The 22,992-nt window shown below is 72.0% G+C and carries 22 protein-coding genes and 1 riboswitch; of the genes, 7 read left to right on the forward strand and 15 right to left on the reverse strand.

Translation table 11 applies throughout. The features are described from left to right. Nucleotides 1–6: 6 nt before the first annotated feature. From ACFZBX_RS17520 to ACFZBX_RS17535, 4 genes are all read left to right on the forward strand, one after another. Nucleotides 7–1,560 (forward strand): glycoside hydrolase family 3 protein, encoded by a 1,554-nt coding sequence (locus ACFZBX_RS17520; protein ID WP_391534618.1) that lies wholly within the window; start codon nucleotides 7–9, stop codon nucleotides 1,558–1,560. 428 nt (nucleotides 1,561–1,988) lie between these two features. Further along, nucleotides 1,989–3,299: an extracellular solute-binding protein gene (locus tag ACFZBX_RS17525; RefSeq protein WP_391534683.1), complete on the forward strand. Its 1,311-nt coding sequence runs from the start codon at nucleotides 1,989–1,991 to the stop codon at nucleotides 3,297–3,299. Between the two features lie 236 nt (nucleotides 3,300–3,535). Continuing rightward, a complete protein-coding gene (locus ACFZBX_RS17530; protein ID WP_391534619.1) occupies nucleotides 3,536–4,588 on the forward strand; it encodes an SIS domain-containing protein in 1,053 nt (350 codons plus the stop codon). Nucleotides 4,589–4,994: 406 nt separating this feature from the next. After that, nucleotides 4,995–6,515 carry a sensor histidine kinase gene (locus tag ACFZBX_RS17535; protein ID WP_391534620.1) on the forward strand — a complete coding sequence of 507 codons (1,521 nt, stop codon included), beginning with the start codon at nucleotides 4,995–4,997 and terminating at the stop codon, nucleotides 6,513–6,515. Between the two features lie 415 nt (nucleotides 6,516–6,930). On the opposite strand, the gene ACFZBX_RS17540 is transcribed toward ACFZBX_RS17535, so the two are convergent. Continuing rightward, nucleotides 6,931–7,182 carry a WhiB family transcriptional regulator gene (locus tag ACFZBX_RS17540; RefSeq protein WP_014138019.1) on the reverse strand — a complete coding sequence of 84 codons (252 nt, stop codon included), beginning with the start codon at nucleotides 7,180–7,182 and terminating at the stop codon, nucleotides 6,931–6,933. A gap of 369 nt (nucleotides 7,183–7,551) precedes the next feature. Further along, nucleotides 7,552–8,523: a diacylglycerol/lipid kinase family protein gene (locus tag ACFZBX_RS17545; protein WP_391534621.1), complete on the reverse strand. Its 972-nt coding sequence runs from the start codon at nucleotides 8,521–8,523 to the stop codon at nucleotides 7,552–7,554. 50 nt (nucleotides 8,524–8,573) lie between these two features. Here ACFZBX_RS17545 and ACFZBX_RS17550 point away from each other — a divergent pair, with 50 nt between their 5' ends. Then, nucleotides 8,574–9,002, forward strand: coding sequence for a hypothetical protein (locus ACFZBX_RS17550; protein ID WP_391534622.1), 429 nt, complete (start codon nucleotides 8,574–8,576; stop codon nucleotides 9,000–9,002). 81 nt (nucleotides 9,003–9,083) lie between these two features. On the opposite strand, the gene ACFZBX_RS17555 is transcribed toward ACFZBX_RS17550, so the two are convergent. From ACFZBX_RS17555 to sodN, 8 genes are all read right to left on the reverse strand, one after another. Beyond that, nucleotides 9,084–10,187 carry a SigB/SigF/SigG family RNA polymerase sigma factor gene (locus ACFZBX_RS17555; RefSeq protein WP_391534623.1) on the reverse strand — a complete coding sequence of 368 codons (1,104 nt, stop codon included), beginning with the start codon at nucleotides 10,185–10,187 and terminating at the stop codon, nucleotides 9,084–9,086. A 162-nt stretch (nucleotides 10,188–10,349) separates the two neighbouring features. After that, nucleotides 10,350–10,760 (reverse strand): anti-sigma regulatory factor, encoded by a 411-nt coding sequence (locus ACFZBX_RS17560; protein ID WP_350549759.1) that lies wholly within the window; start codon nucleotides 10,758–10,760, stop codon nucleotides 10,350–10,352. 279 nt (nucleotides 10,761–11,039) lie between these two features. Beyond that, nucleotides 11,040–11,516 (reverse strand): GNAT family N-acetyltransferase, encoded by a 477-nt coding sequence (locus ACFZBX_RS17565; RefSeq protein WP_391534624.1) that lies wholly within the window; start codon nucleotides 11,514–11,516, stop codon nucleotides 11,040–11,042. 10 nt (nucleotides 11,517–11,526) lie between these two features. Continuing rightward, nucleotides 11,527–11,910, reverse strand: coding sequence for a nuclear transport factor 2 family protein (locus ACFZBX_RS17570; protein WP_391534625.1), 384 nt, complete (start codon nucleotides 11,908–11,910; stop codon nucleotides 11,527–11,529). A 114-nt stretch (nucleotides 11,911–12,024) separates the two neighbouring features. Then, on the reverse strand, nucleotides 12,025–13,023 hold the full coding sequence (locus ACFZBX_RS17575) for an ABC transporter substrate-binding protein (protein WP_391534626.1): 999 nt from the start codon (nucleotides 13,021–13,023) through the stop codon (nucleotides 12,025–12,027). 38 nt (nucleotides 13,024–13,061) lie between these two features. After that, complete coding sequence (locus ACFZBX_RS17580; protein ID WP_391534627.1) at nucleotides 13,062–13,853, reverse strand: ABC transporter ATP-binding protein; 792 nt, start codon at nucleotides 13,851–13,853, stop codon at nucleotides 13,062–13,064. Next, nucleotides 13,850–14,947: a FecCD family ABC transporter permease gene (locus ACFZBX_RS17585; protein ID WP_391534628.1), complete on the reverse strand. Its 1,098-nt coding sequence runs from the start codon at nucleotides 14,945–14,947 to the stop codon at nucleotides 13,850–13,852. Before ACFZBX_RS17585 ends, ACFZBX_RS17580 begins: the two co-directional genes overlap by 4 nt. 99 nt (nucleotides 14,948–15,046) lie before the next feature. Further along, a riboswitch (cobalamin riboswitch) is annotated at nucleotides 15,047–15,165 on the reverse strand. A 108-nt stretch (nucleotides 15,166–15,273) separates the two neighbouring features. Beyond that, nucleotides 15,274–15,669: a superoxide dismutase, Ni gene (gene sodN / locus ACFZBX_RS17590; protein ID WP_391534629.1), complete on the reverse strand. Its 396-nt coding sequence runs from the start codon at nucleotides 15,667–15,669 to the stop codon at nucleotides 15,274–15,276. A 277-nt stretch (nucleotides 15,670–15,946) separates the two neighbouring features. On the opposite strand from sodN, the gene sodX reads away from it, so the two are divergent. Continuing rightward, nucleotides 15,947–16,324: a nickel-type superoxide dismutase maturation protease gene (gene sodX / locus ACFZBX_RS17595; RefSeq protein WP_391534684.1), complete on the forward strand. Its 378-nt coding sequence runs from the start codon at nucleotides 15,947–15,949 to the stop codon at nucleotides 16,322–16,324. Nucleotides 16,325–16,345: 21 nt separating this feature from the next. Here the strand turns inward: sodX and ACFZBX_RS17600 are convergent, their stop codons facing one another. From ACFZBX_RS17600 to ACFZBX_RS17620, 5 genes are all read right to left on the reverse strand, one after another. Next, entirely contained in the window at nucleotides 16,346–16,936 is a 591-nt protein-coding gene (locus ACFZBX_RS17600; protein ID WP_391534630.1) for a CGNR zinc finger domain-containing protein, read from the reverse strand. Between the two features lie 120 nt (nucleotides 16,937–17,056). After that, nucleotides 17,057–17,848 (reverse strand): amino acid ABC transporter ATP-binding protein, encoded by a 792-nt coding sequence (locus ACFZBX_RS17605; protein WP_380763871.1) that lies wholly within the window; start codon nucleotides 17,846–17,848, stop codon nucleotides 17,057–17,059. Continuing rightward, complete coding sequence (locus ACFZBX_RS17610; RefSeq protein ID WP_391534631.1) at nucleotides 17,845–18,795, reverse strand: amino acid ABC transporter permease; 951 nt, start codon at nucleotides 18,793–18,795, stop codon at nucleotides 17,845–17,847. Before ACFZBX_RS17610 ends, ACFZBX_RS17605 begins: the two co-directional genes overlap by 4 nt. Nucleotides 18,796–18,853: 58 nt before the next feature. Then, nucleotides 18,854–19,789, reverse strand: coding sequence for an ABC transporter substrate-binding protein (locus tag ACFZBX_RS17615; protein WP_391534632.1), 936 nt, complete (start codon nucleotides 19,787–19,789; stop codon nucleotides 18,854–18,856). A gap of 452 nt (nucleotides 19,790–20,241) precedes the next feature. Continuing rightward, nucleotides 20,242–21,165, reverse strand: a complete 924-nt coding sequence (locus tag ACFZBX_RS17620; protein WP_391534633.1) for an ABC transporter substrate-binding protein — start codon at nucleotides 21,163–21,165, stop codon at nucleotides 20,242–20,244. 618 nt (nucleotides 21,166–21,783) lie between these two features. Here ACFZBX_RS17620 and ACFZBX_RS17625 point away from each other — a divergent pair. Next, nucleotides 21,784–22,980, forward strand: coding sequence for an NADP-dependent malic enzyme (locus ACFZBX_RS17625; protein WP_391534634.1), 1,197 nt, complete (start codon nucleotides 21,784–21,786; stop codon nucleotides 22,978–22,980). Nucleotides 22,981–22,992 lie beyond the last annotated feature (12 nt).

Consider the following 22,992-nt stretch of genomic DNA (forward strand, 5'->3'; position numbering starts at 1 on the left):
TCCTCCGTGAGCATCCTCGTACCCACCCTCCCGGCCTCCGACCAGCTGCACCGTGACGCGCTGACCGTCCTGCAGCCCGGCTTCGTCGGCACCGAGCCGCCGGAGTGGCTGCTGCGTCACCTGGCGGCCGGTCTGGGCTCCGTGGCGCTGTTCGACCGCAACGTGGCCGACCTCGGCCAGCTCGCCGCGCTCACCGCGGCGCTGCGGGCCGAGAACCCCGACCTGCTGATCGCCATCGACGAGGAGTCCGGCGACGTCACCCGGCTGGAGGCGGGCTCCGGCTCGTCCTGGCCGGGCAACCTCGCCCTGGGCGCCATCGACGACCCGGCGCTGACCCGCGACGTCGCCCGTGAGCTGGGCCGCGCGCTGGCCGCCGCCGGCGTCAACTACAACTGGGCGCCCACCGCGGACGTCAACTCCAACCCGCGCAACCCGGTCATCGGCGTGCGCTCCTTCGGCGCCGACCCGGAGCTGTGCGCCCGGCACACCGCCGCCTGGGTGGAGGGCCTGCAGTCGGCCGGTGTCGCGGCCTGCTCCAAGCACTTCCCGGGCCACGGCGACACCGCCGTCGACTCGCACCACGGCCTGCCGGTCATCGACGTCGACCTCGACGTGCTGCGCGCCCGCGACCTGGTGCCGTTCCAGGCCGCGATCGCGGCCGACACCAAGGCCGTGATGACCGCCCACATCATGGTCCCGGCGCTCGACCCCAAGCTGCCCGCCACGCTCAGCCCGGCCGTGCTGCGCGACCTGCTGCGCGCCGCCCCCGAGGACGGCGGCCTGGGCTACCAGGGCCTGATCGTCAGCGACGCGATCGAGATGGGCGCCATCGCCGACAACTTCGGCATGGGCGAGGGCACCGTGCTGGCCCTGGTGGCCGGCGCGGACGCGATCTGCGTGGGCGGCGGCCTGGCCGACGAGGACACCGTGCTGATGCTGCGGGACGCCATCGTGGCGGCCGTGCAGTCCGGCCGGCTCCCGGAGGAGCGGCTCGCCGACGCGGCCGCCCGGGTGCGCGCGCTCGGCAGCTGGGCCCGGATCGCGGCCCAGGGCGAGCGGCCGCAGGCGGACCTCGCGGTCGGCCTGCGGGCGGCCCGCCGGGCGCTGCGGGTGGTCCGCGCGCCGGGCCGGGAGGTCCTGCCGGTGACCGAGCGCCCGTACGTGGCCTCGTTCTCCGCCGAGCCGAACATCGCCGTCGGCGACGTCACCCCGTGGGGCGTGGCCGGCATGCTGGCCGACCGCTTCCCGGGCACCCGGACCCGCGAGATCGGTGCCGAGGCCGCCGAGGCCGGGGCGCTGGACGCGCTGGTCGCCGAGGTGCTGGCCGACGCCGCCGACCGCCGCCTGGTGCTGGTGGTCCGCGACGCCCACCGCCACGAGTGGATGACGGCCGCGCTGGCCCGCCTGGTGGCGGCCCGTCCGGACGCCGCGGTGGTCGAGATGGGCCTGCCGCAGTCCGAGCCGGTCGGCGCCCTGTACGTCGCCACCCACGGCGCCGCCCGGGTCTGCGGGCTGGCCGCCGTCGAGGTGCTCACCGGCCAGTCGGGGGCGATCGGCTGAGTCCGCGTCGGAACGTCACGCCGGGTGCCGGGAGGCACCCGGCCGAGGGGCCCGTCATGCGCATGTCGCATGGCGGGCCCGTTGCGTTTTCCCGGGTGCTGACGCCGTGTGAGCCGCGACTTCGCGAGATGACGATGTTCCCTCAAATCGGCCTTAAGGGAGCCTTAAGTTCTACTTAGGGTGACCGCCGGGCGACTGATCGCCACGAGGTACAACAGGTCTGCAACGGCCTTGACCGCCAGGCCATTTGGCGTTGACACCAACTGTGGTCTAGGCCAGGCTCCAGTCCATCCGGTTCGAATTTCAATTTAGCCGGATGTGGTATTGGCCCCGAAGCTCTTCGCCGCCCCTCCCCGGACACCGTCCCGTCGGGCGCCGGCGCGCCGCCGGCGGGCACAAGTTCTAAAACACCCTCGGAGGATGGCGTGATTAAGCGTCGGTTCATGGCGACGGTCGGCATCATGGCGCTGGCCGCCGGACTGACGGCGTGTTCCTCGGGCGGATCGGCGTCGGGCGACGCCAAGACCGCCTCGGCCGACCCCCAGGCCGCGACCGGCACCGTGACGGTCTGGCTGATGGACGACGCCCAGAAGAACTGGCCCGACCTGGTCCAGCGGGTCAACGACGAGTTCGCGGCCAAGTACCCGAACGTGACCCTCAAGCTCGCCTACCAGGGCTGGGCCGACAAGGTGGCCAAGCTCGACAAGGCGATCGCCGACGGCACCGCGCCGGACGTGGTCGAGCTGGGCAACACCGAGACCATGAAGTACGTGCTCTCCGGCGCGCTGGCGCCCGTCGAGCGCAACACCTTCGACAACTCGGACACCTGGATCACGGCGCTCGCCAACACCTGCACCTACCAGGACAAGCTCTGGTGCGTGCCCTACTACGCGGGCGCCCGGGTCGCCATCTACAACTCGACGGCCTTCCAGCAGGCCACCGGCAACGCCGAGTTCCCCAAGACCGAGGACGAGCTGCGTGCGGCGCTCGACAAGATCGCGGAGAAGAACAAGAGCGACCGGACCTTCTCCCCGCTCTACCTGCCCGGTCCGTACTGGTACGCCGCGATGAGCTACGTCTCCGCGTACGGCGGAGCCATCGCCCGCTTCGACAGCGGCGGCATGTGGCACGGCACCCTGAGCGACCCCAAGTCCCAGCAGGGCATCACCCACTTCGTCGACCTGGTGCGCAAGTACAACAAGGGCGACCAGGCGGTCAACGAGCAGAACCAGTACGAGGCGATGGCCCGCGGCCACGCGGCGTCCTTCTACGGCAACGGCTACGAGGCGGCCAGCGTCGTCGCGCCGGTCACCGGCGACCCGAGCCTCAAGGACTCGGTGAAGGTGGCCACCATGCCCGGCCCGGGCGGCAAGCCCCTGCCGACCTTCATCGGCGGCTCGGCCCTCGCCGTCACCGCCAAGTCGCCCACGGCACCCCTGGCGACCGACTGGGTCCGGATGTTCACCAGCGCCAAGTCCGAGCAGGCGCTGGCCGACAAGGACATCCTGCCGAACAACCTCACCCAGCTGAACCCGCTGAAGACCAAGCCGGCCACCGCCGCCGCGGCCAACGCGGTGCCGGACGCCTGGTTCACCCCGCTGGCCCCCGGCTGGGGCCTGGTGGAGAAGCAGAAGATCCTGCCCGACATGCTGACCGCGATCCTCCGCGGCAAGCCGGTCGACCAGGCCACCAAGGAGGCGGACGCCGCCATCGACCAGCTCATCAACAAGGCCGGCTGAGCCGTCGCCCCGGGACGCCGGAGCCCCTCCCCGCACCGCCGGGAGGGGCTCCGCGCACCTCCGGGGCCCGCCGCACCCCCGGTGAGCACCTCCTCGGATGTGCCCCGGGCGGGCGGCCACCGTAGGATTGCCGCAGCATTCACCGCAGCGAGTGTGCGGACTCGCCGCCGTAGAGGTCCCCGCCGGGCATTCCCGTCCGGTCGGGGTGGAACCATCTCATCGGAGGCACACCCACGATGTCCGACACGCAGACCGTCCCTGGCCGGATCATGGCGGCGGAGATGGCCGAGCAGCCGGCCGTCCTGCAGCGCATCCTCGACGAGGGCGCTCCCAAGATCTTCGAGATCGCGTCCCGGATCGCCGCCCGCAAGCCGCGGTTCGTCCTCCTGACCGCGCGCGGTACCTCGGACAACGCGGCGCTGTACGCCAAGTACCTGATCGAGATCCTGCTGGGCAAGCCGGCCGGCCTGACCTCCATGTCCACCACCACCGCCTACGGCGCCAAGCCGGACCTGACCGACGTGCTGGTGATCACCGTCAGCCAGTCGGGCGGCTCGCCGGACCTCGTCGCCTCCACCAAGGCGGCCCGCGAGGCCGGTGCCATCACGCTCGCGGTCACCAACAACGCCGGCTCGCCGCTGGCCGAGGTCTCCGAGTTCCACATCGACGTGCTGGCCGGGCCGGAGAAGGCGCTGCCCGCCACCAAGACCTACACCGCCGAGCTGCTCGCCCTCTACCTGCTGGTCGAGGGCCTGCGCGGCGGCGACGGCGCGGCCGCCAAGGGCCTGCCGGAGCTGGCCGCGGGCGTCCTGGCCCGCCAGGACGAGGTCAAGGCCCTGGCGGAGCGCTACCGCTTCGCCCAGCGCCTGGTCATCACCTCGCGCGGCTACGGCTACCCGACCGCCCGCGAGGCGGCGCTGAAGCTGATGGAGACCACCTACATCCCGGCCTCCCCGTTCTCCGGCGCCGACCTGCTGCACGGCCCGCTGGCCATGGTCGACAACGTCTCCCCGGTCATCGCGATCGTCCCGGACGGCAAGGGCGGAGAGGCCCTGCAGCCGGTCCTGGACCGCCTGCGCGGCCGTGGCGCCGACCTGGTCGTGGTCGGCCAGCAGGCGCAGGTCGAGGCCGCCTCGGCGGGCTTCGCGCTGCCGGCCGGCGTGCCCGAGGAGGTGCAGCCGATCCTGGAGATCCTGCCGCTCCAGCTGCTGGCCTACGAGGTCACCATCGCCCGCGGCCAGGACCCGGACGCCCCGCGCGCGCTCGCCAAGGTCACCGAGACCCACTGACGCGCCCCGCAACGCCAGGAGCCCCCGTCCACAGCCTGTGGACGGGGGCTCCGGCGTTACCGCACGGCGTGCGGAGGAGGTCGGGAAAACACTACGGGCCACGGCGCCGACACGGGACCCTCAACCCATGCGGCTCCGCGGCCCGGAGCTGTCGTCGGGCGCCGGGGACGATCGAGAACTGTGCGGGGTCCTCGTTCGGCGGCGTCCGACCGAGGAGCGGCATCGCGCGGTCAGGGCAGTTGCGCGGTTGCCTCTCCTTGGTGCCCTTTCATTGTGGACTAGACCAATCTGGGTTGTCCAGGCCTCCCCGCAAATTGGTCTGGACAACTTGCCGGGGGAGTGGCCCGGCACCGGCGGCGGGGGTGCGCGGGGTCCGTTCGCACCCCCCTGGAGCTACGCTCGCCCTGTGCCCTCGCTCAACGAACTCGTCCGCCGCCACACCACCCTGACCGGTGCCGATGTGGAGTGGCTGCACATGCTGGTCTCGGAGTGGCAGCTGCTCTCCGACCTGTCCTTCGCCGACCTCGTGCTCTGGATCCCCACCTGGGACGGCATCCGGTACGTCTCGGTCGCCCAGATGCGCCCCAACACCGGCCCCACCTCCTACCAGGACGACATGGTCGGCCACCTCGTCCCGCGCGGCCGCCGCCCCCTGCTGGACGCCGCCTACGACGAGGGGCGGATCGTGCGCGAGGGCGATCCCGAGTGGCGCGAGGAGGTGCCGGTCCGGGTCGAGTCCATCCCGGTGCGGCGCGAGGGCAAGGTGCTCGGCGTGATCGCCCGCAACACCAACCTGCTGACCGTGCGCACCCCCAGCCGGCTGGAGCTCACCTACCTGCAGAGCGCCTCCGACCTCGCCCAGATGATCGCCGCCGGCACCTTCCCCTACCCCGGCGTCGAACTGGCCGACATGGACGCCGCACCGCGGGTCGGCGACGGCCTCATCCGCCTCGACGCCGACGGCATCGTCACCTACGCCAGCCCCAACGCGCTCTCCGCCTACCACCGGCTCGGCCTCACCACCGACCTGGTCGGCAGCCACCTCGGCCGCACCACCGCAGACCTCGCCCCGCCCTCCCGGGCCGCCGTGCACGAGGCGCTGGTGAAGCTGGCCAGCGGCTGGGCGCCCCGGCAGACCGAGATCGAGGCCCAGGGCGGCGTGGTCACCCTGCGGGCCATCCCGCTCAAGCCCAAGGGCACCCTGACCGGCTCCCTGGTGCTCTGCCGGGACGTCACCGAGCTGCGCCGGCGCGACCGCGAGCTGATGACCAAGGACGCCACCATCCGGGAGATCCACCACCGGGTGAAGAACAACCTGCAGACCGTCGCCGCGCTGCTGCGGCTGCAGTCCCGCCGGATGGACTCGGAGTCCGGCCGCGCCGCGCTCGACGAGGCGGTGCGCCGGGTCGGCTCGATCGCCATCGTGCACGAGACGCTCTCCCAGGCGCTGGACGAGCAGGTGGCCTTCGACGAGATCGCCGACCGAGTGCTGGCCATGGTGATGGAGCTGTCCCAGGACGGCCGGGTGGCGACCCGCCGCAGCGGCAGCTTCGGCATCCTCTCGGCCGAGGTGGCCACCCCGCTGGCGATGGTGCTGACCGAACTGCTGCAGAACGCCCTAGAACACGCGTTCGGCCCGAGCGCCTCCGGCAACCTGGAGGTCAGCGCGCTGCGCGGGCGGGCGCCGGCCACCGGCATGGGTTGGTCGGACAGTTGGAACGGCGGGGCCCGCCCGGAGGAGTACCTGCTGATCACGGTGCAGGACGACGGCAAGGGCATGCCGGAGGGCTTCGACCCGCAGCAGGCGGGCAACCTCGGGCTGCAGATCGTCCGGACGCTGGCCACCGGGGAGCTCGGCGGCACCTTCGACATGGTGGCCGGCCCGAACGGCGGCACCAAGGTGGTCCTGGAGATCCCGGTGCGCTGAGGTGCGCCGAGGCGCGTTGACGTGTACGGGGGCGTGCGTCCGGAGTGAGCGCCGGTCGCACGCTCCTTCGCGACGGCGGGAGAGCCTTCGCAACGGCGGGAAAACAGAAACGAGGCCCTGTCGACCGGGGGGGGTGGGTCGACAGGGCCTCTCAACCCGTTCCGGCCGTCGGGGGGAGTCGGCCGGAACGGGGGCTCTTGGTGGTGCGACACCAGCCGGTGCGTTGCACACGGTGAGCGCCACAGCTCCACAATATTGCTCTAAGTGAACAGTATCAAGTGGCTGGGCGGGCCGGTGTCGCGGGACCTCATCGAGCAAGGCCCTTTGTGCGGAAGGCTTCACCAGGAGGTGCAGGGGAAGCCTGTGATCATGTGTTGATCGGTGCTGTGGTTACTGCTGGTACTACGGCGTGTGATCAGGCGGTGCGGGCGCGGTTGCGGGCGGCACGGCGCTTCATGGCGCGGCGCTCGTCCTCGCTCATGCCGCCCCAGACGCCGGCGTCCTGGCCGGTCTCGAGGGCCCACTGGAGGCACTGCTCCATGACCGGACAGCGGCGGCACACGGCCTTGGCTTCCTCGATCTGCAGCAGAGCGGGACCGGTGTTCCCGATCGGGAAGAACAGCTCCGGGTCCTCTTCGCGGCAGACAGCGCGGTGGCGCCAGTCCATGGTCGTCCAACTCCTCCTGCCGGCGGGGGTTGCCCGATCGGCACATCGATGGTCCTTGTGAATGTGAACGCTTTCACGAATCCCGCAACAGCAAAAGAGACCAAAGGCCCATCGGGCCTGGGAGGTCTGTGCTGGGGAGGGATTCGGCGACTCGAGGGACACCTCGCGGTCGGCTCCCCCAGTTTCGAGGTTTGCCGTCGCTGCGATGTGTCCCGAGCGCCATGTAGAGGTTCGCAAACCTCAGGCCCGGATACAACCCCCTTCAGGAAGGAATTTTGGATTCTTCGGTGTCGCCTAGCTCACAGCCGGTACTTCTATGGAGTGAAGGGGGCTTGTGCGTTCGAGAAGAAGGGTGAAGGGCCCTTCTAGTCACACAATCACACGCAGTGCCCGCCGTACGCCTGTGAAACTGACGCGACTCCTGGATCCAAGGTGGTCCCCGTCGACCTGGAACGGGACCGGTTCCTCCGAAACCAAGGTGAAGTGACGGACGTCGTGATAGGAGACGACATGCTTCCCGGAGGGGCCGTCCGGCGTGCCGTCATCGCTCGAAGGACCGTGCGACCGCAGGATCTGACGGACCGTTCGAGCGGTGCCGAACGCTGTCATCCGGGTGATGCCGAAGACGTCGAGATCCGAGTCGAAGGAGGCGCGCGGCGAGGGGTAGACGGGGCGGTTGCCCAGGAACGTCCACGGCGAGGTGTTGCTGACTATCGCCAGTACCAGGCCCGGCACGGGCTCGTGGCCCGCCAGCGCCAGCGATACCGGGCCTGATCTGCGCTGCTCACGTTGGGTGACGAAGTGGCGGAGTGCCTGGGCGACGTAGAGCGCGTGGGTGGACTTGCGCCCCGCCCGGCGCTGCTCCTCGACCCGGCCGACCACGCCGGCGTCGAAGCCCAGTCCCGCGGTGAAGGTGAACCAGCGGTCCGGCAGGCCCTCGGTCATCGCCTTGCCCAGCCCGATCCACCGCTCGCGCCGGCGCTCCAGCGCGTCCAGCAGGACGCCGGTCGCCTCCACCGGGTCGTTCGGCAGGCCCAGCGCGCGGGCGAACACATTGGTCGAGCCGCCGGGGACCACGGCCAGCCGCGGCACCCGCTCGCCCGGGCCGTGCGCGAGCAGCCCGTTGACCACCTCGTTGACGGTGCCGTCCCCGCCCAGCGCGACCACCAGGTCGACCGCGCCGTCCTCCGCCGCCTCGCGGGCCAGATCGCGCGCGTGGCCGCGGTACTCGGTCTGCGCCACCTCCAGCTTGAGGTCACTGCGCAGGGCGTGGATCAGGACGTCCCGGGTACGGCCGCTGGTGGTGGTCGCTTTCGGATTGACGACCAGGAGAGCGCGCATGGGCCCAGCCTACGGGGCGGTACGGACCAACCGGCGGCTACCCTGCTGGAGTGACCGCAGAATCCTCCGCACCCGTACCCGCGCCCGGCACCGACCGGCCGACGGCCCTGACCCTGGGCGCCGCCATCACCGCCGTCGAGGGCGCCACGCTGGCCGTCGTCGGCGTCTGGGACATGGTCGCCGCGCTGTCCGGCCAGTCCAAGCAGCTCGTCCTCAACGAGTTCGGCGGCCTGGTGATCGTGCTGCTCGGCGTGGCGCCGCTGCTGGCCGCCAGGGCGCTGCTCAGGACCCGCCGCTGGGGCCGCAGCCCCGCCGTGCTGACCAACTCGATCTGCCTGCCTGTCGCGTACTACATGTGGCAGAGCGGCGGGGCGATGGCCGGGGTCGGCGTGGGCGTCGGCCTGCTCGGCCTGGTCGGCATCGGCGCGCTGCTCAGCCCGAAGGCGACGGCGGCCCTCTACGCTCCGCACGAGGGCTGAGCGCGGAGGGCCGCCGCCTTCCACCGTTCTCCGTACGACCCGACGGCCGCCGCTGAGCGGCCGTCAGTCGTTCTCCGGTCGTCACTCCTCCACGAGGAGCTTCTCCCGCAGCTGGGCCAGGGTCCGGGCGAGCAGCCGGGAGACGTGCATCTGCGAGATGCCCACCTCGGCGGCGATCTGCGACTGCGTCATGTTCCGGAAGAACCGGAGCACCAGGATCTTCTGCTCGCGGGGCGGCAGTTGGGCCAGCAGCGGCTTGAGCGACTCGCGGTACTCGACGCCCTCCAGCGCCTCGTCGGTGGCGCCCAGGGTGTCCGCGACGGCCGGCGACTCGTCGTCGCTGTCCGGCACGTCCAGCGACAGCGTGGAGTACGCGTTGGCGGACTCCAGCCCCTCCAGGACGTCCTCCTCGGAGATCCCCAGGTGCTCCGCCAGCTCGTGCACCGTGGGGGAGCGGCCGTGCCGCTGGGAGAGCTCGCTGGTCGCCGTGGTCAGCGACAGCCGCAGCTCCTGCAGCCGGCGCGGCACCCGGACCGCCCAGCCCTTGTCCCGGAAGTGCCGCTTGATCTCGCCGACGATGGTCGGCGTCGCGTAGGTGGAGAACTCGACCCCGCGCTCGTGGTCGAACCGGTCCACCGACTTGATCAGCCCGATGGTGGCGACCTGGGTCAGGTCGTCCAGCGGCTCGCCCCGGTTGCGGAACCGCCGTGCCAGGTGCTCGACCAGCGGGATGTGCATGCGCACCAGCTGGTTGCGCAGCTCGACCCGCTCGGGGGAGCCCTCGGGCAGCGCCGAGAGCCGCACGAACAGGGCCCGGGCCGCCTCGCGGTCCGGTGCCCCGCTGCGCTGCGGGCCCTGCGCGGGCACCGCCGCGCGCAGCACCTCGGCCGCCTCGGCGGCGTCCTCGGTGTCGTCGTGGTCGTCGGCCCCGTCCGCGCCCCCGGGGGCCGGGCCGTCGCCGTCCGGTTCGTCGTCCGGGCGGCCGGCGTCCGGGAGGTCCGCTGCCGACGGCACGGGCGGGGGCGACTGATCGGGCGACGACTGGGGCGTCGGCTCGGTCGGCTGGCTCATCCGGTGGGCGTCCTTCGGGTGCGCTTCGTCGGTGGCGGCGAGGCCGGGAACGCTCGCCTGGGTCGGTACGGCAGGGCCCGCCGTCGCGAGGCCGGTACGGTCCAGATCACTCACGGCCATTCCCCCGTTCCGTTCCGGGAGCACCGGGGCGGTCGGCCCCGGTTCGTCTCGTTGGTCGTACCGCCGGGTGGGCGGTACCGGGAGCCGTCCGTCCGGCCCGGTGGTGCCGGGCGGACGGCCCTTGTTCGGTGCTGCTGCCGCGTCGCCGCGGCGGTTCTAGTGGGCGGCGGGGCCGCCGCGCTTCTTGTGCAGGCTGATCGACACGGTCTTGTCCTCGGCGACCGCCGACTCGACCTCGCCCGCGAGCGCGGAGAGCACCGTCCAGGCGAAGGTGTCCCGTTCGGGCGCCCGGCCGTCGGTGGTGGGTGCCGAGACGATCACCTTCAGTGAGTCGCCGACCAGCCGGAACTCGCAGGAGAGGACCGAGCCGGGGACGGCCTGCTGGAGGAGGATGGCGCAGGCCTCGTCGACCGCGATGCGCAGGTCCTCGATCTCGTCCAGCGTGAAGTCCAGCCGGGCCGCGAGGCCCGCCGTGGCCGTCCGCAGGACCGAGAGGTAGGCCCCGGCCGCGGGCAGCCGGACCTCCACGAAGTCCTGCACTCCGGGCTCGCCGTCGATCTGGGACACCCTCACCTCCTGGGTGACGCGCTGTGCTTCCGGGCCGGTGGCCGCGGCACTGTCTGTTGCTTGGCTCAACTGCTTCGCCCCAACTGTCCAGAGGGGTGGTGCGGTACGTACCGGTCATACCCCTCGGGGGGTGGCCGGACGCCGCCGTCCGCCCGAGACGTTACCGCGTTCCTGCCCCGGTGCGGGAGTCACTCATGGTAAGGCATCGCGACACAGGGTGGCAGTGGTCTGCACCCGGCCTCCGCACGCCTCCGGCGTGCGCCGTTTCGCGCGCCGCTCTCAGCGGGCGCCGGCGGCGGTGAGCGCGTCCCCGGTGAGGCGGTAGACGGTCCACTCGTCCATCGGCACGGCGCCGAGCGCCTTGTAGAAGTCGATCGAGGGCCGGTTCCAGTCCAGCACCGACCACTCGACCCGGGAGTAGCCGCGCTCGACGGCGATCCGGGCCAGCTCCAGCAGCAGGGCCTTGCCGTGGCCGCCGCCGCGGGAGGTCGGGCGGACGTAGAGGTCCTCCAGGTAGATCCCGTGGGTGCCCCGCCAGGTCGAGTAGTTGAGGAACCAGAGCGCGAAGCCGACCGGCTCGCCGGTGGTGTCGTCCTCGGCGATCAGGCCGTACAGGGCGGGGGAGTCGCCGAACAGCGCGTCGTGCAGCTGCCGCTCGGTGGAGACCACCTCGTGGACGGCCTTCTCGTAGTCGGCGAGTTCGCGGATCATGGCGTGGATGACGGGGACGTCGGAGGGGAGGGCGGTGCGGATCATGACCCCGAGCCTACTGGGCCGGTTCGTTCTCGTCCCAGGCCTGGACGGAGGTCTGGTCGACGATCCGCCCGTCGCGCAGCTCGGCGGTGGAGCTGACCAGCACCCGGACCCCGTCCGGGTAGCGGCAGGACTCCAGGAAGGCGAGGCGGTCGGCCTGGACCACCACCTGCTCCAGGGTGTGGCTCATCTCGCGGCCGTAGAGGTCGTCCAGCATCGCGCCGATCTCGTCCCTGCCGTGCATCACCAGCGGGTGGCTGGGCTGGGTCTTGCGGTCGACCACGCGCAGTTCGGCGTCGTCCGCGTAGAGCGCCAGCAGGGCCCGCGGGTCGGCGCGTTCGATGCCCTCGCGCAGGGCCCGGACGTCGAAGGCGGACGGTGCGGCCATGGTGGTCATTGCTCGCTCCTCCGGTCGGTTCCGTCGGCTCGTACCTCTTGAGCGTACGCCCGTCGGAACCGGCCGGAGGACGGGCCGGGCGGCGGTGGGGACCGCGGCGGGAACGGCCCCGGCTCAGCGGGCCGGGACGGTCCGCAGGTAGTCCGCCAGGGCGGTGATCGCGGCCGGGTTGCGCGGGCTCTCGACCAGGTCGACGTAGTCGAGGACGAAGATCCGGTCGTTGCGCACCGCGGAGACGCCGGCCAGCGGCGGGAAGGACTTCAGGAACCTCCGCTTCGCCTCGGCGTCCGGGGTGCCGTAGTTGTTGATCACGATCACCTCGGGATCGCGCTGGACCACGCTCTCCCAGCCGACGGTGGTCCAGGAGTCGGCGACGTCGCCCATCACGTTCCGGCCGCCGGCCTTGGCGATGATCTCCTCCGGGGCGGCGAACCGGCCGGAGGTGTACGGCTTGTCCTCGCCGCTGTCGTACAGGAAGACGGTCGGCCGGTGCGCGGGCTCGGGGATCGCGGCGATCTGCGCCTTGAAGCCGGCGATCAGCCGGTCGGCCCGGTCCCGGACGTCGAAGATCTCGCCCAGGTTGGCCAGGTCGGTGTAGAGCGCGTCGAGCGGCGACATCACCCCGCGCTCCGGGCCCTTGCCGCTGCGGCAGGACTCGGTGAGCACGTAGGAGCCGATGCCGAGGCCGGACAGGGTCTGCGGGGTGAAGCCCTTCCCCTCGTCGAAGCCGTAGTGCCAGCCGGCGAAGACCAGGTCGGCCCTGGCGTCCAGCACGGTCTCCTTGGTGATCGCGTCCTTGGAGAGCCACTTGGCCCGCTGGTAGCCGTCCTTCCAGGCGACCTTGTCGACCTGCCCCTTGTCGTCGGGCATCACGTAGCCGGCCATCCGGTCCTCCAGGCCGAGCGCGAACATCAGCTCGGTGATGCCGACGTCGTTGGTCACGGTGCGGGCCGGCTTCTCCTTGAAGGTGACCTCGGCGCCGCAGTTCTGCACGGTCACCGGATAGTGGGCGGAGGCGTCGGCGGCGCCGTCACCGCTGGGGGTGATCTCGGCGCCGCAGCCGGTGAGCGCGAGGGCGAGCAGGGCGGCGGCGGCAACGGCCTTGGTGCGCATGGGGATCCTCGGGAAGGGCGGTCGGCGGGGGAGGGGGGTTACGGAAGACGGTCGAGCAGCAGCTGGACGGCGCCGGTGACCGGGTGCCGCACGGGCGTCGCGCGGACCTTGAACACCTCGGCCAGCAGGCCGGGTTCGAGCACCTCGGAGGGCGGGCCCGAGGCGACGATCCGGCCGTCCGCGACCACGTACAGCAGGTCGCAGTGCCCGGCGGCCAGATTGAGGTCGTGCAGCGCGGTGAGCACCGTGGGACCGGCCTCCCGGACCAGGGCCAGCACCTCCAGCTGGTGCGCGATGTCCAGGTGGTTGGTGGGCTCGTCGAGGACCAGCACCTTGGGCTCCTGGACCAGCGCGCGGGCGATCAGCACCCGCTGCTTCTCACCGCCGGACAGGCTCAGGAAGCCCCGGGCGGCCAGGTGCGCGGCGCCCACCCGGCGCAGCGCCTCGGCGCAGCGGTCCTCGTCCCCGGCGGACGGCCCGGCCAGGGCGCCGCGCCGGTGCGGCAGCCGGCCCATGCCGACCACCTCGGCCACCGTGAAGTCGAACTCGGCGGAGTGCTCCTGCGGCAGCGCCGCCACCCGCCGGGCGGCCTCGCGCGGGGCCAGCGCGTGCAGGGCGTCGCCGCCCAGCAGGACGGCGCCGGCGGCGGGCCGCAGCGCCCGGTAGACGCAGCGCAGCAGGGTGGACTTGCCGCTGCCGTTGGGGCCGATCAGGCCGACCACCTGGCCGGCGCCGGCGGTCAGCGTGACGTCGTGGACCAGCCGGACGCCGGCCAGGTCGACCGAGACCCGGTCGACGGCGAGGTCCAGGGCGGCGGGGGAGGCGTTCACCGGCCGCCTCCGAAGGTGTAGCCGCGCCGGCGCATCAGCAGCAGGAAGCAGGGCACCCCGACGGCCGCGGTGACCACGCCGACCGGCAGTTCGGCGGGTGCCAGCAGGGTGCGGGAGACGATGTCCACCCAGACCAGCAGCAGCGCCCCGGCGAGCGGCGCGACCAGCAGCACCCGGCGGTGGCCGGCGCCGACCAGCATCCGCACCAGGTGCGGGACCATCAGGCCGACGAAGCCGATCGCCCCGCTGACCGCGACCACGGTGCCGGTGACGGCGGCGGTGACCACGAACAGTTCGCGGCGCAGCCGGTCCGGGTCCACGCCGAGCGAGGCGGCCGTCTCGTCGCCCATGGCCAGCGCGTCCAGCCGTCCGGCGGCGCAGGCCAGGTACGCCAGTCCGGCCAGCACGGTGACGGCGGCTATCGGCACCGAGCCCCAGGTGGCGCCGCCGAGGCTGCCGAGCAGCCACATCAGGGCGGAGCGGGCGGCCTCGCCGCGGGCGGCGGCGAAGACCATCAGCGCCGTCAGCGCGGAGAAGCCGTACGACATCGCGGTGCCGGTGAGCACCAGCCGCAGCGGGGTGAGCCCGTGGGCGGTCCTGGCCGTCAGGTAGACCAGCACCATGGCGAGCAGGGCGGCGGCGAAGGCGGAGACGGAGATCGCCCAGACGCCGAGCGAGGCGAAGGCGCCCAGCATCAGCACGGCGTTGGCGCCGACCGAGGCGCCGGAGGAGATGCCGAGCACGAAGGGGTCGGCGAGCGCGTTGCGGACCATCGCCTGGACGGCGACGCCGGTGGCGGCGAGTCCGGCGCCGACCACGGCGGCCAGGACGGCGCGCGGCAGCCGTATCTCCCAGACGATCGCGTAGGCGGCGGCCTCGTCGGCCTCCAGCCGGCCGCCCGTCAGCCCGGCGCGCAGCAGTCGCAGCACCTGCCCCCAGCCGAGTCCGGAGGAGCCCACGGCGACGGCGCAGACCAGGGAGACCAGCAGCGCCGCGGCGAGGGCGGCGGCCAGCGGTACGGCGGGTGTTCGGCGCGGGCCCGGCGGGCCCGGCGGGGCCGCGGCGGTGGCCGGTGCGGTCGCGGTGCTGCTCACTGGTGCGCGCCTTGCCTCGGGCCGCGGACGGCGCGGGGCGGCGCGCCCGGGCGCGGGTGTGCCGGGGCGCCATCCCCTCGCAGTCCACGGCGAGTTGTCGGGAGGTCGGCGTCCTCGGGCGATCGGGCTCACGGGCGCGGGGCACCGTTTACCGTTGCGGGTCAGCGCCGGATTCGCACCGGCTTTCCCCTCAGGACACCTCGGCAGCATAACAAGCGCTCGGGTCAGGCAACCCTTACCGCCCTGACTGTGGTCACGGACACATGGGCGAGCGCCCCCGTCCGCGGTGTGCGGACGGGGGCGCTCGGAAGGGGACTGAGCGGGGATCAGCCCTGCTTGGTCTCCCAGAAGATCCTGTCGACCTCGGCGATGAGGTCGAGCAGCGCCTGGCCGGTGGCCGGGTCGGTGGACGCCTTGGCGGCCGAGGCGGCCTTCAGGGTGTCGTTGACGAGCTGGTGCAGCTGCGGGTACTTCTCGAAGTGCGGGGCCTTGAAGTAGTCGCTCCACAGCACCGAGATGTGGTGCTTGACGGCCTCGGCGCGCTGCTCCTTGATGATGACGGCGCGAGCGCGGAAGTGCGCGTCCTCGTTGGCCTGGTACTTCTCCTGGGTGGCCTTGACGGACTCGGCCTCGATGCGGGCCTGGGCCGGGTCGTACACGCCGCAGGGCAGGTCACAGTGGGCGTGGGCGGTGGTGCGCGGTGCGAACAGGCGAGAGAACATGGGAGTCCTTCCTTTGATCGTCTTCCCGCGCCCGAGATTACCCTTCGGGCCCTGCGGTTTCTCGGTCGGACGGCGGGCCCAGGGCGAAAGGCGGAGCCGGAACCGGGCGAATCCGGACATCGGCGGGGCGCGGCCCGTGCGGCAGACTGGTGTGCGACCGCGGGACGCGGCGGGACGCGGGCCGGGAGGAGGAGTCGTGGCACGGAGCGCGGAACCGGAGGAGGGGCCCCCGGCGGGCGGCGCGCCGTTCGGGCTGATCGACGTCGCGGGGGACTCGATGGTGCCGACCCTGCGCGACGGCGACCAGCTGCTGGTGCGGTACGGCGCGCGGATCCGGCCCGGCGCGGTGGTGGTCTTCCGGCACCCGTTCCAGCAGAACCTGCTGGTCGTCAAGCGGGCCGACGGCCGTCGGCCGAAGGGCTGGTGGCTGCTGTCCGACAACCGGCCGGTGGACAGCGACAGCCGCAGCTACGGCGCGGTGCCGGACGAACTGGTGCTCGGCCGGGTGCTGCTGCGGCTTCGCCCGCGCCCGGCCTGGCTGGCGCCGGGCCGCCGGCTGGAGCGGGTGCTGCTCTTTGGCCCGCTGGCCCGGGTGCCCGGGCTGGCCCGTCGCCTCGGCGTCTGGGTCCGCCCGGAGGAGCTGCAGAACTCCTGAGCCCCGGCCCCGCGGACCTCCCTAGCCCTGTGCTTCGCCGGCCGCCGCGGCGGCCTCCAGGCGCTTGCGGGCCCGGTAGGCGGCGACGTTGGCGCGGGTCGCGCAGCGGTCCGAGCAGTACCGGCGGGAGCGGTTGGTGGAGGTGTCCAGGTAGGCGTTGCGGCAGGGCGCGGCCTGGCAGATGCCGAGCCGGTCGGCGCCCAGCTCGGTGAGGTGGACGGCCAGGCCCATGCAGGCGACGGCGCTGAAGTGCGCGGTGGCGGTGGGGGAGTTGTCGGCGAGGTGCAGGTGCCAGCGGGGCCGGCCGGCCTCGTCCAGATAGTCGTGCCCGGAGACCAGCGGGCTGACCGGGAACTCCATCAGCAGGCTGTTCAGCAGGTCGACGCTGCGGACCTCCTCGCCCTCGGCGGCGGCCTCGAAGACCCCGCGCAGCCGGGTGCGGACGGCCCGCAGCCGGGGCAGGTCGGACTCGTCGGCGAGGTCGCGGGCCCGGGCGGAGTCCGTGAACAGGCCGCGCACCGCGTCCACCGAGGTCAGCGAGTCGGTGCCGCGCTCGGGCTCCTCGGTGTTCACCAGCCGGACGGCCAGATCGGCGTACGAGGCGAGCTCCACGGTGGTCCTTCCAGAGGCGGTAACGGGCTGATCGCCTCCAGCCTATTACCTCAGGGGTGAAAGCGGGAAAGCGGCGGCGCCCGGCAGGACCGGCCTGCCGGGCGCCGCGGTGCGGTGCGCTCAGAGCACCTTGGAGAGGAAGGCGCGGGTGCGCTCGTGCTGGGGGTTGGTGAGGACCTCGCGGGGGTTGCCGGACTCGACGACCACGCCGCCGTCCATGAACACCAGCGCGTCGCCGACCTCGCGGGCGAAGCCCATCTCGTGGGTCACCACGATCATGGTCATCCCCTCCTCGGCGAGGCCGCGCATGACGTCCAGGACGTCGCCGACCAGCTCGGGGTCGAGCGCCGAGGTCGGCTCGTCGAACAGCATCAGCTTGGGCTTCATGGCGAGCGCCCGGGCGATGGCGACGCGCTGCTGCTGGCCGCCGGAGAGCTGGGAGGGGTAGTTCCCGGCCTTGTCGGCCAGGCCGACCCGCTCCAGCAGGGCCATGGCGTGCTCCTTGGCCGAGGCCTTGGACTCGCCCTTGACCTGGACCGGCGCCTCCATGACGTTCTCCACCGCGGTCATGTGCGGGAAGAGGTTGAAGCGCTGGAACACCATGCCGATGTCCCGCCGCTTGAGCGCGACCTCGCGGTCCTTGAGCTCGTAGAGCTTGTCGCCCCGCTGCTGGTAGCCGACCAGGTCGCCGTCCACCCAGAGGCGGCCGCCGTTGATCTTCTCCAGGTGGTTGATGCAGCGCAGGAAGGTCGACTTGCCGGAGCCGGACGGGCCGACCAGGCAGAAGACCTCGCTCTGCCGGACCTCCAGGTCGATGCCCTTGAGCACCTCGACCGGGCCGTACGACTTGTGGACGCCCTCGGCCTTCACCATCGGGCGGGCGTCGGCGGGGGCCTTGATCAGGTCGGTCATGCGTGGCCGCCTCCCTCGAGTCCGGGGACCACGTCGTTCTTGGCCTTCGGGGCGGGCCTGCCGCCGAACAGCAGCCGCAGCCGCTGGAGCGGGGTGGGCGGCAGCGTCCGGTTCGCACCACGAGCGTAGTGCCGCTCGATGTAGTACTGCCCCACCGTGAGGATCGAGGTCATGAGCAGGTAGTAGATGCTGACCGCGACCAGGACCGGGATGGTCTGGAAGGTCCGCGAGTAGATGTCGTGGCCGGCGGTGAACAGCTCGGACAGCGAGATGACCTGGACCAGCGAGGTGGTCTTCAGCATCGAGATGGTCTCGTTGCCGGTCGGCGGGATGATGACCCGCATCGCCTGGGGGAGCACGATCCGGCGCAGTGCGGCCGCCCGGCTCATGCCCAGCGCGTGGGCGGCCTCGGTCTGCCCCTCGTCGACGGACTGGATGCCGCCGCGGACGATCTCCGCCATGTACGCCGCCTCGTTGAGGCCGAGGCCGAGCAGGGCGGCGGTGAAGGTGGGGATCAGGACGTTGGTCGACTCGGACCAGAGCTCGGGGCCGAACGGGATGCCGATCGACAGCTTCGGCCAGAGGGCGCCCAGGAAGTTCCAGAACACCAACTGCACCAGGACGGGGGTGCCGCGGAAGACCCAGATGTAGAACCAGGCCGTGCCCGACAGCAGCGGGTTCGGCGACAGCCGCATGATCGCGAGGAGTACGCCGCCGGTCACGCCCATCAGCATGGACAGGACGGTCAGCTCCAGTGTCACGACGATGCCGCGCAGGATCTGCTCGTTCTGCAGCGTGTCCTTGACGACGTCCCACTGGAACGCGGGGTTGAAGATCAGGGCGTGGAGCAGCATCGCCGCGAGAACGGCGATGACGGCGGCTCCGGCCCAGCGTCCGGGGTGGCGGACCGGGACGGCCTTGATGGTCTCAGGCCGTCGCGATTTCACCGCCCCCTGCTCGGAAGAATTCACCTTGGGGCCTCAGGGGGTGTGGTGGTGCGAGGGATCAGCTCTTGGCGGCGTTGATCTCGGACTTCTCGATCGCGCCGGCCTCGACGCCCCACTTCGCGAGGATCTGCTTGTAGGTGCCGTCGGCGATCAGCGACTGGATCGCGCCCTGGACGGCCTGGGCCAGCGGGGAGCCCTTGTCGACGATGACGCCGTAGGGCGCGCTGTCGTAGGTGTCGCCGAGCTTCTCCAGCTGGCCGTTGGTCTGCTTGATCGCGTAGTCGACGACCGGGGAGTCGGCCATCATCACCTGGTCGCGGCCGGAGACCAGCGCGGTGGTGACGTCGGTCTGCAGGGTGAACTTGTCGCCGTCGTTCGGGATGGCCGGCTTGCCCGCCTTGGCGCACTCCGGGTTGCGGACGTCGGTGACCTCCTGGGCCTGGGTGGTGCCGGTCTGCACGGCCACCTTCTTGCCGCAGAGGTCCTTGGGGTCGATCTTGTCCGGGTTGCCCTTCTTCACCGCGACGGCGCTGCCGGCGGTGAAGTAGGTGACCATGTCGACGGTCTGCTCGCGCTCCTTGGTGTCGGTGAAGGAGCTCATGCCGAGCTGGTACTTCTTCGCCGTGATGCCCGGGATGATCGAGGTGAAGTCGGCGTTCTGCACGTCGGCGGTCAGGCCGAGCTTCTTGGCGATGGCGCCGGCGAGGTCGACGTCGAGGCCGACGATGTTGCCCTTGTCGTCCTTGAACTCGTTGGGCGCGTAGGAGGCGTCGGCGGCGACGATGAGCTTGCCCGAGCTCTTGACGTCGGCCGGGACCAGCGGGGCCAGGGCCGGGTCGGCGGCCACGGCCGCGACGGTGGCGCTCGGATTGGCGCCCGCGGCACCGCTGTTGGAGGAGGACTCGCTGCTGCCGCAGGCGGTGAGCACGAGCGACGCGGACGCGAGCACCGCCGCGGTGGCGAGGAAGCGGGTGCGCTGGGTACGGGCGGTCATGGGGGATCTCCTCCTGAGGGAGAGGTCGGGCGGAGCGCGCCGCGGGGGAGCGGCGCACCGGGGCAGCAAAGGCCGTACGGCGCTGTACGGGTGGGGCTGGGTGAACTGCGCGCAAGGGTGGTACGGGTACTGCTCTCCGCCACCGTCCGCCGAGGTGGGCGTTGACCGAGCCGCCTCGACCAGTGGCCGGCTCGCTCCGAGATGGGGGGAATCCTGCCATCTGATGACGGTCGGGTGGCCTTCATTCAGATCAAAATCGGATAACGAGGGGCCGTGCTGTCCGCTATGCGGATGAATATCGTGTCCCTGTCACCCTGTGTATAAGTATGCAGACCACCCTGCTGCCCATCCGGAGGCCAGGCCGCGCGCTCGCCCGATCGCGCACCCGCTCCCGCGGCGGCCCGGCCCGGCCCCGCCCCGGCCCTCGCCCTGGCCCCCGCCCGGGGCCCGGCTCAGAGGCCCCCGTTGACCACCGCGTTCTGGGCCGCCCCCGCGCTCACGTTCCACTTGGCGAGGATCTTGTCGTACTCGCCGCTCTGGATCAGCTGGTCGACCGCCTTGGCCAGCACGTCGCGCAGCGCGGTGTCCTCCTTGCGCAGCGCGATCCCGTACGGGTTGGAGCGGGACTGCGAGCCGACCACCTCGAAGCGGTTGCCGCCGTCGGTGGTCTTCGCCGCGTAGGCGGCCACCGGGAAGTCGTTCAGCCCGGCCTGCGCGGCGCCGGCGGCGACCTCGGCCAGCGCCTTGGCGTCGGTGTCGAACTTGTGCACCGTGAGCTGCTTGCCGGTCCGGGCGCAGGCGGCGGCCTGGCGGGCGACGATCTCGTCCTGGGTGGTGCCGGACTGCACCGCCACGGTCTTGCCGCAGAGGTCGTCCAGGGTGCGGATGCCCTTCGGGTTGCCCTTGGCGACCACCATCGAGGTGCCGGCGATGAAGTAGTCGACGAAGTCCACCGCCTTGCCGGTCGGCTTGCCGGCCTCGTCCACGCCCTCCTGGCGCTGGCGGATGTCGCTGAGCGCGGACATCACCACGTCGTACTGCTTGTTGTGGAGATCCGGTATGAGCTTGTCGAAGGGGGTGTCGACGTACTCGATGCGCAGGTCCAGGATCCGGCCGAGCGCCGCGGCGATGTCCGGATCCAGCCCGTCCGGCTTGCCGTCGGCGCCCCGGAACTCGACCGGCGGGTAGTTGACGTCCATGCCGATCCGCAGCACCTTGCTCATCTGCTGGGCCTTCGGCACCTTCGCCCGGATCGCCTGGACCGGGTCCTTGGCCGTCTCCTCGCCCCCGCCGCAGCCGCTCAGCAGCAGTGCTCCGGTGGTGGCGAGGGCGAGCGCGGCGACGGCCGGCCGTCGGTACTGGGCACGGTGATGCATCGGTGGACTCCTGTGGGAGGGAGGGGACGGCGCCGCGGCGTCGCGGAGGTGTACGCGAGATGGCGGAGGAACGGATCCTCCCATCCCGGCCTGCCCGGCCCGTGGCCGGGTGTGTCAGAATTCGGTACCGGGTGACCCCCGACGCTCGAACCAGACCGCCGGGCCGCAACAGGCTCGGGGTGCGCAGGAACGGAAGTCCAGGACGACGACTCCGTATCCGAGGCGCCGGCCTCCCCTCCGCGTCTGCGTTCACCACTGCGGGTGCGCGTTCTTCGCTTCGCCGTTTCCGCAGCCGGGGCCGGTTCTCGCGGCGCCTGGTGCCCCCAGGTGGCTGTGAGGCGTACGACAACCATGTGACTTGGACGAAAAGGCATGGGTGCGATGCCCTCGTCCGACCTACGCTCGGCCCGGAAGCACAGCGCAGACCCGACGCAGACAAATCCATAAACCCTCATCCGAGGGCGTCCGTCCGACGGCGGCGCCCCGACCCAGTCCCGGGGACGCTTCGGCGTTCCCGGGTTCCGGTTACCGGCCACCGGTCGCCGGATGCCGGAACCGGCCGGGTCGTCCGCTCCGTCGGCCGGGTGTCCTCGCTCGATCAATGACGAAGAGGTCATCGTGGCAGCGGAGATCATCCACAGCACTACCCAGGACACCGACGATCCGGTCGACGCGGTGTTCGCGCTCCACCGCGGCGGAAAGATGGAGGTCCGGGCGACCGTCCCGGTGCGCGACGCGGACGACCTGTCCCTCGCCTACACCCCCGGTGTGGCCCGCGTCTGCACGGCCATCGCCGAGCAGCCCGAGCTGGTGAACGACTACACCTGGAAGTCCAACACGGTGGCCGTGGTCACCGACGGCACCGCCGTGCTGGGCCTCGGTGACATCGGCCCGGAGGCCTCGCTGCCCGTCATGGAGGGCAAGGCGATCCTGTTCAAGCAGTTCGGCGGCGTGGACGCGGTGCCGATCGCGCTGGCCTGCACCGAGGTGGACGAGATCGTCGAGACCGTGGTCCGGCTGGCCCCGTCCTTCGGCGGCGTCAACCTGGAGGACATCTCCGCCCCGCGCTGCTTCGAGATCGAGCGCCGGCTCCAGGAGGCCCTGGACATCCCGGTCTTCCACGACGACCAGCACGGCACCGCCATCGTCACCACCGCCGCGCTCTGGAACGCGGCCAAGGTGACCGGCCGCGAGATCGACTCGCTGCGGGCCGTCATCTCCGGCGCCGGCGCGGCCGGCATCGCCATCGCCAAGATGCTGCTCGCCGCCGGCATCGGCGACGTGGCCGTGTGCGACCGCAAGGGCGTGGTGCACGAGGGCCGCGGCGACCTCACGGACGCCAAGGCGGAGATCGCCGCGCTGACCAACCGCACCGGCCTCAAGGGCACCCTGGCCGACGCGATGGCCGGCGCCGACGTCTTCATCGGCGTCTCCGGCGGCACCGTGCCGGAGGAGGTCGTCGCGACCATGGCCGAGGGCGCGTTCGTCTTCGCCATGGCCAACCCGAACCCGGAGATCCACCCCGAGGTCGCGCACAAGTACGCGGCCGTGGTGGCCACCGGGCGCAGCGACTTCCCGAACCAGATCAACAACGTGCTGGCCTTCCCGGGCATCTTCGCGGGCGCGCTCCAGGTCCGGGCCACCCGGATCACCGAGGGCATGAAGCTGGCCGCCGCCAAGGCGCTGGCCGGTGTGGTGGCCGACGAGCTGACGCCGCAGCGGGTCATCCCCTCGCCGTTCGACGAGCGGGTCGCGCCGGCCGTCGGCAAGGCCGTCGCCGAGGCCGCCCGCGCCGAGGGCGTCGCGCGGCGGTAGTCCGTCAGGACC

The sequence above is a fragment of the Kitasatospora sp. NPDC008115 genome (assembly GCF_042957205.1).
Taxonomy (GTDB): domain Bacteria; phylum Actinomycetota; class Actinomycetes; order Streptomycetales; family Streptomycetaceae; genus Kitasatospora.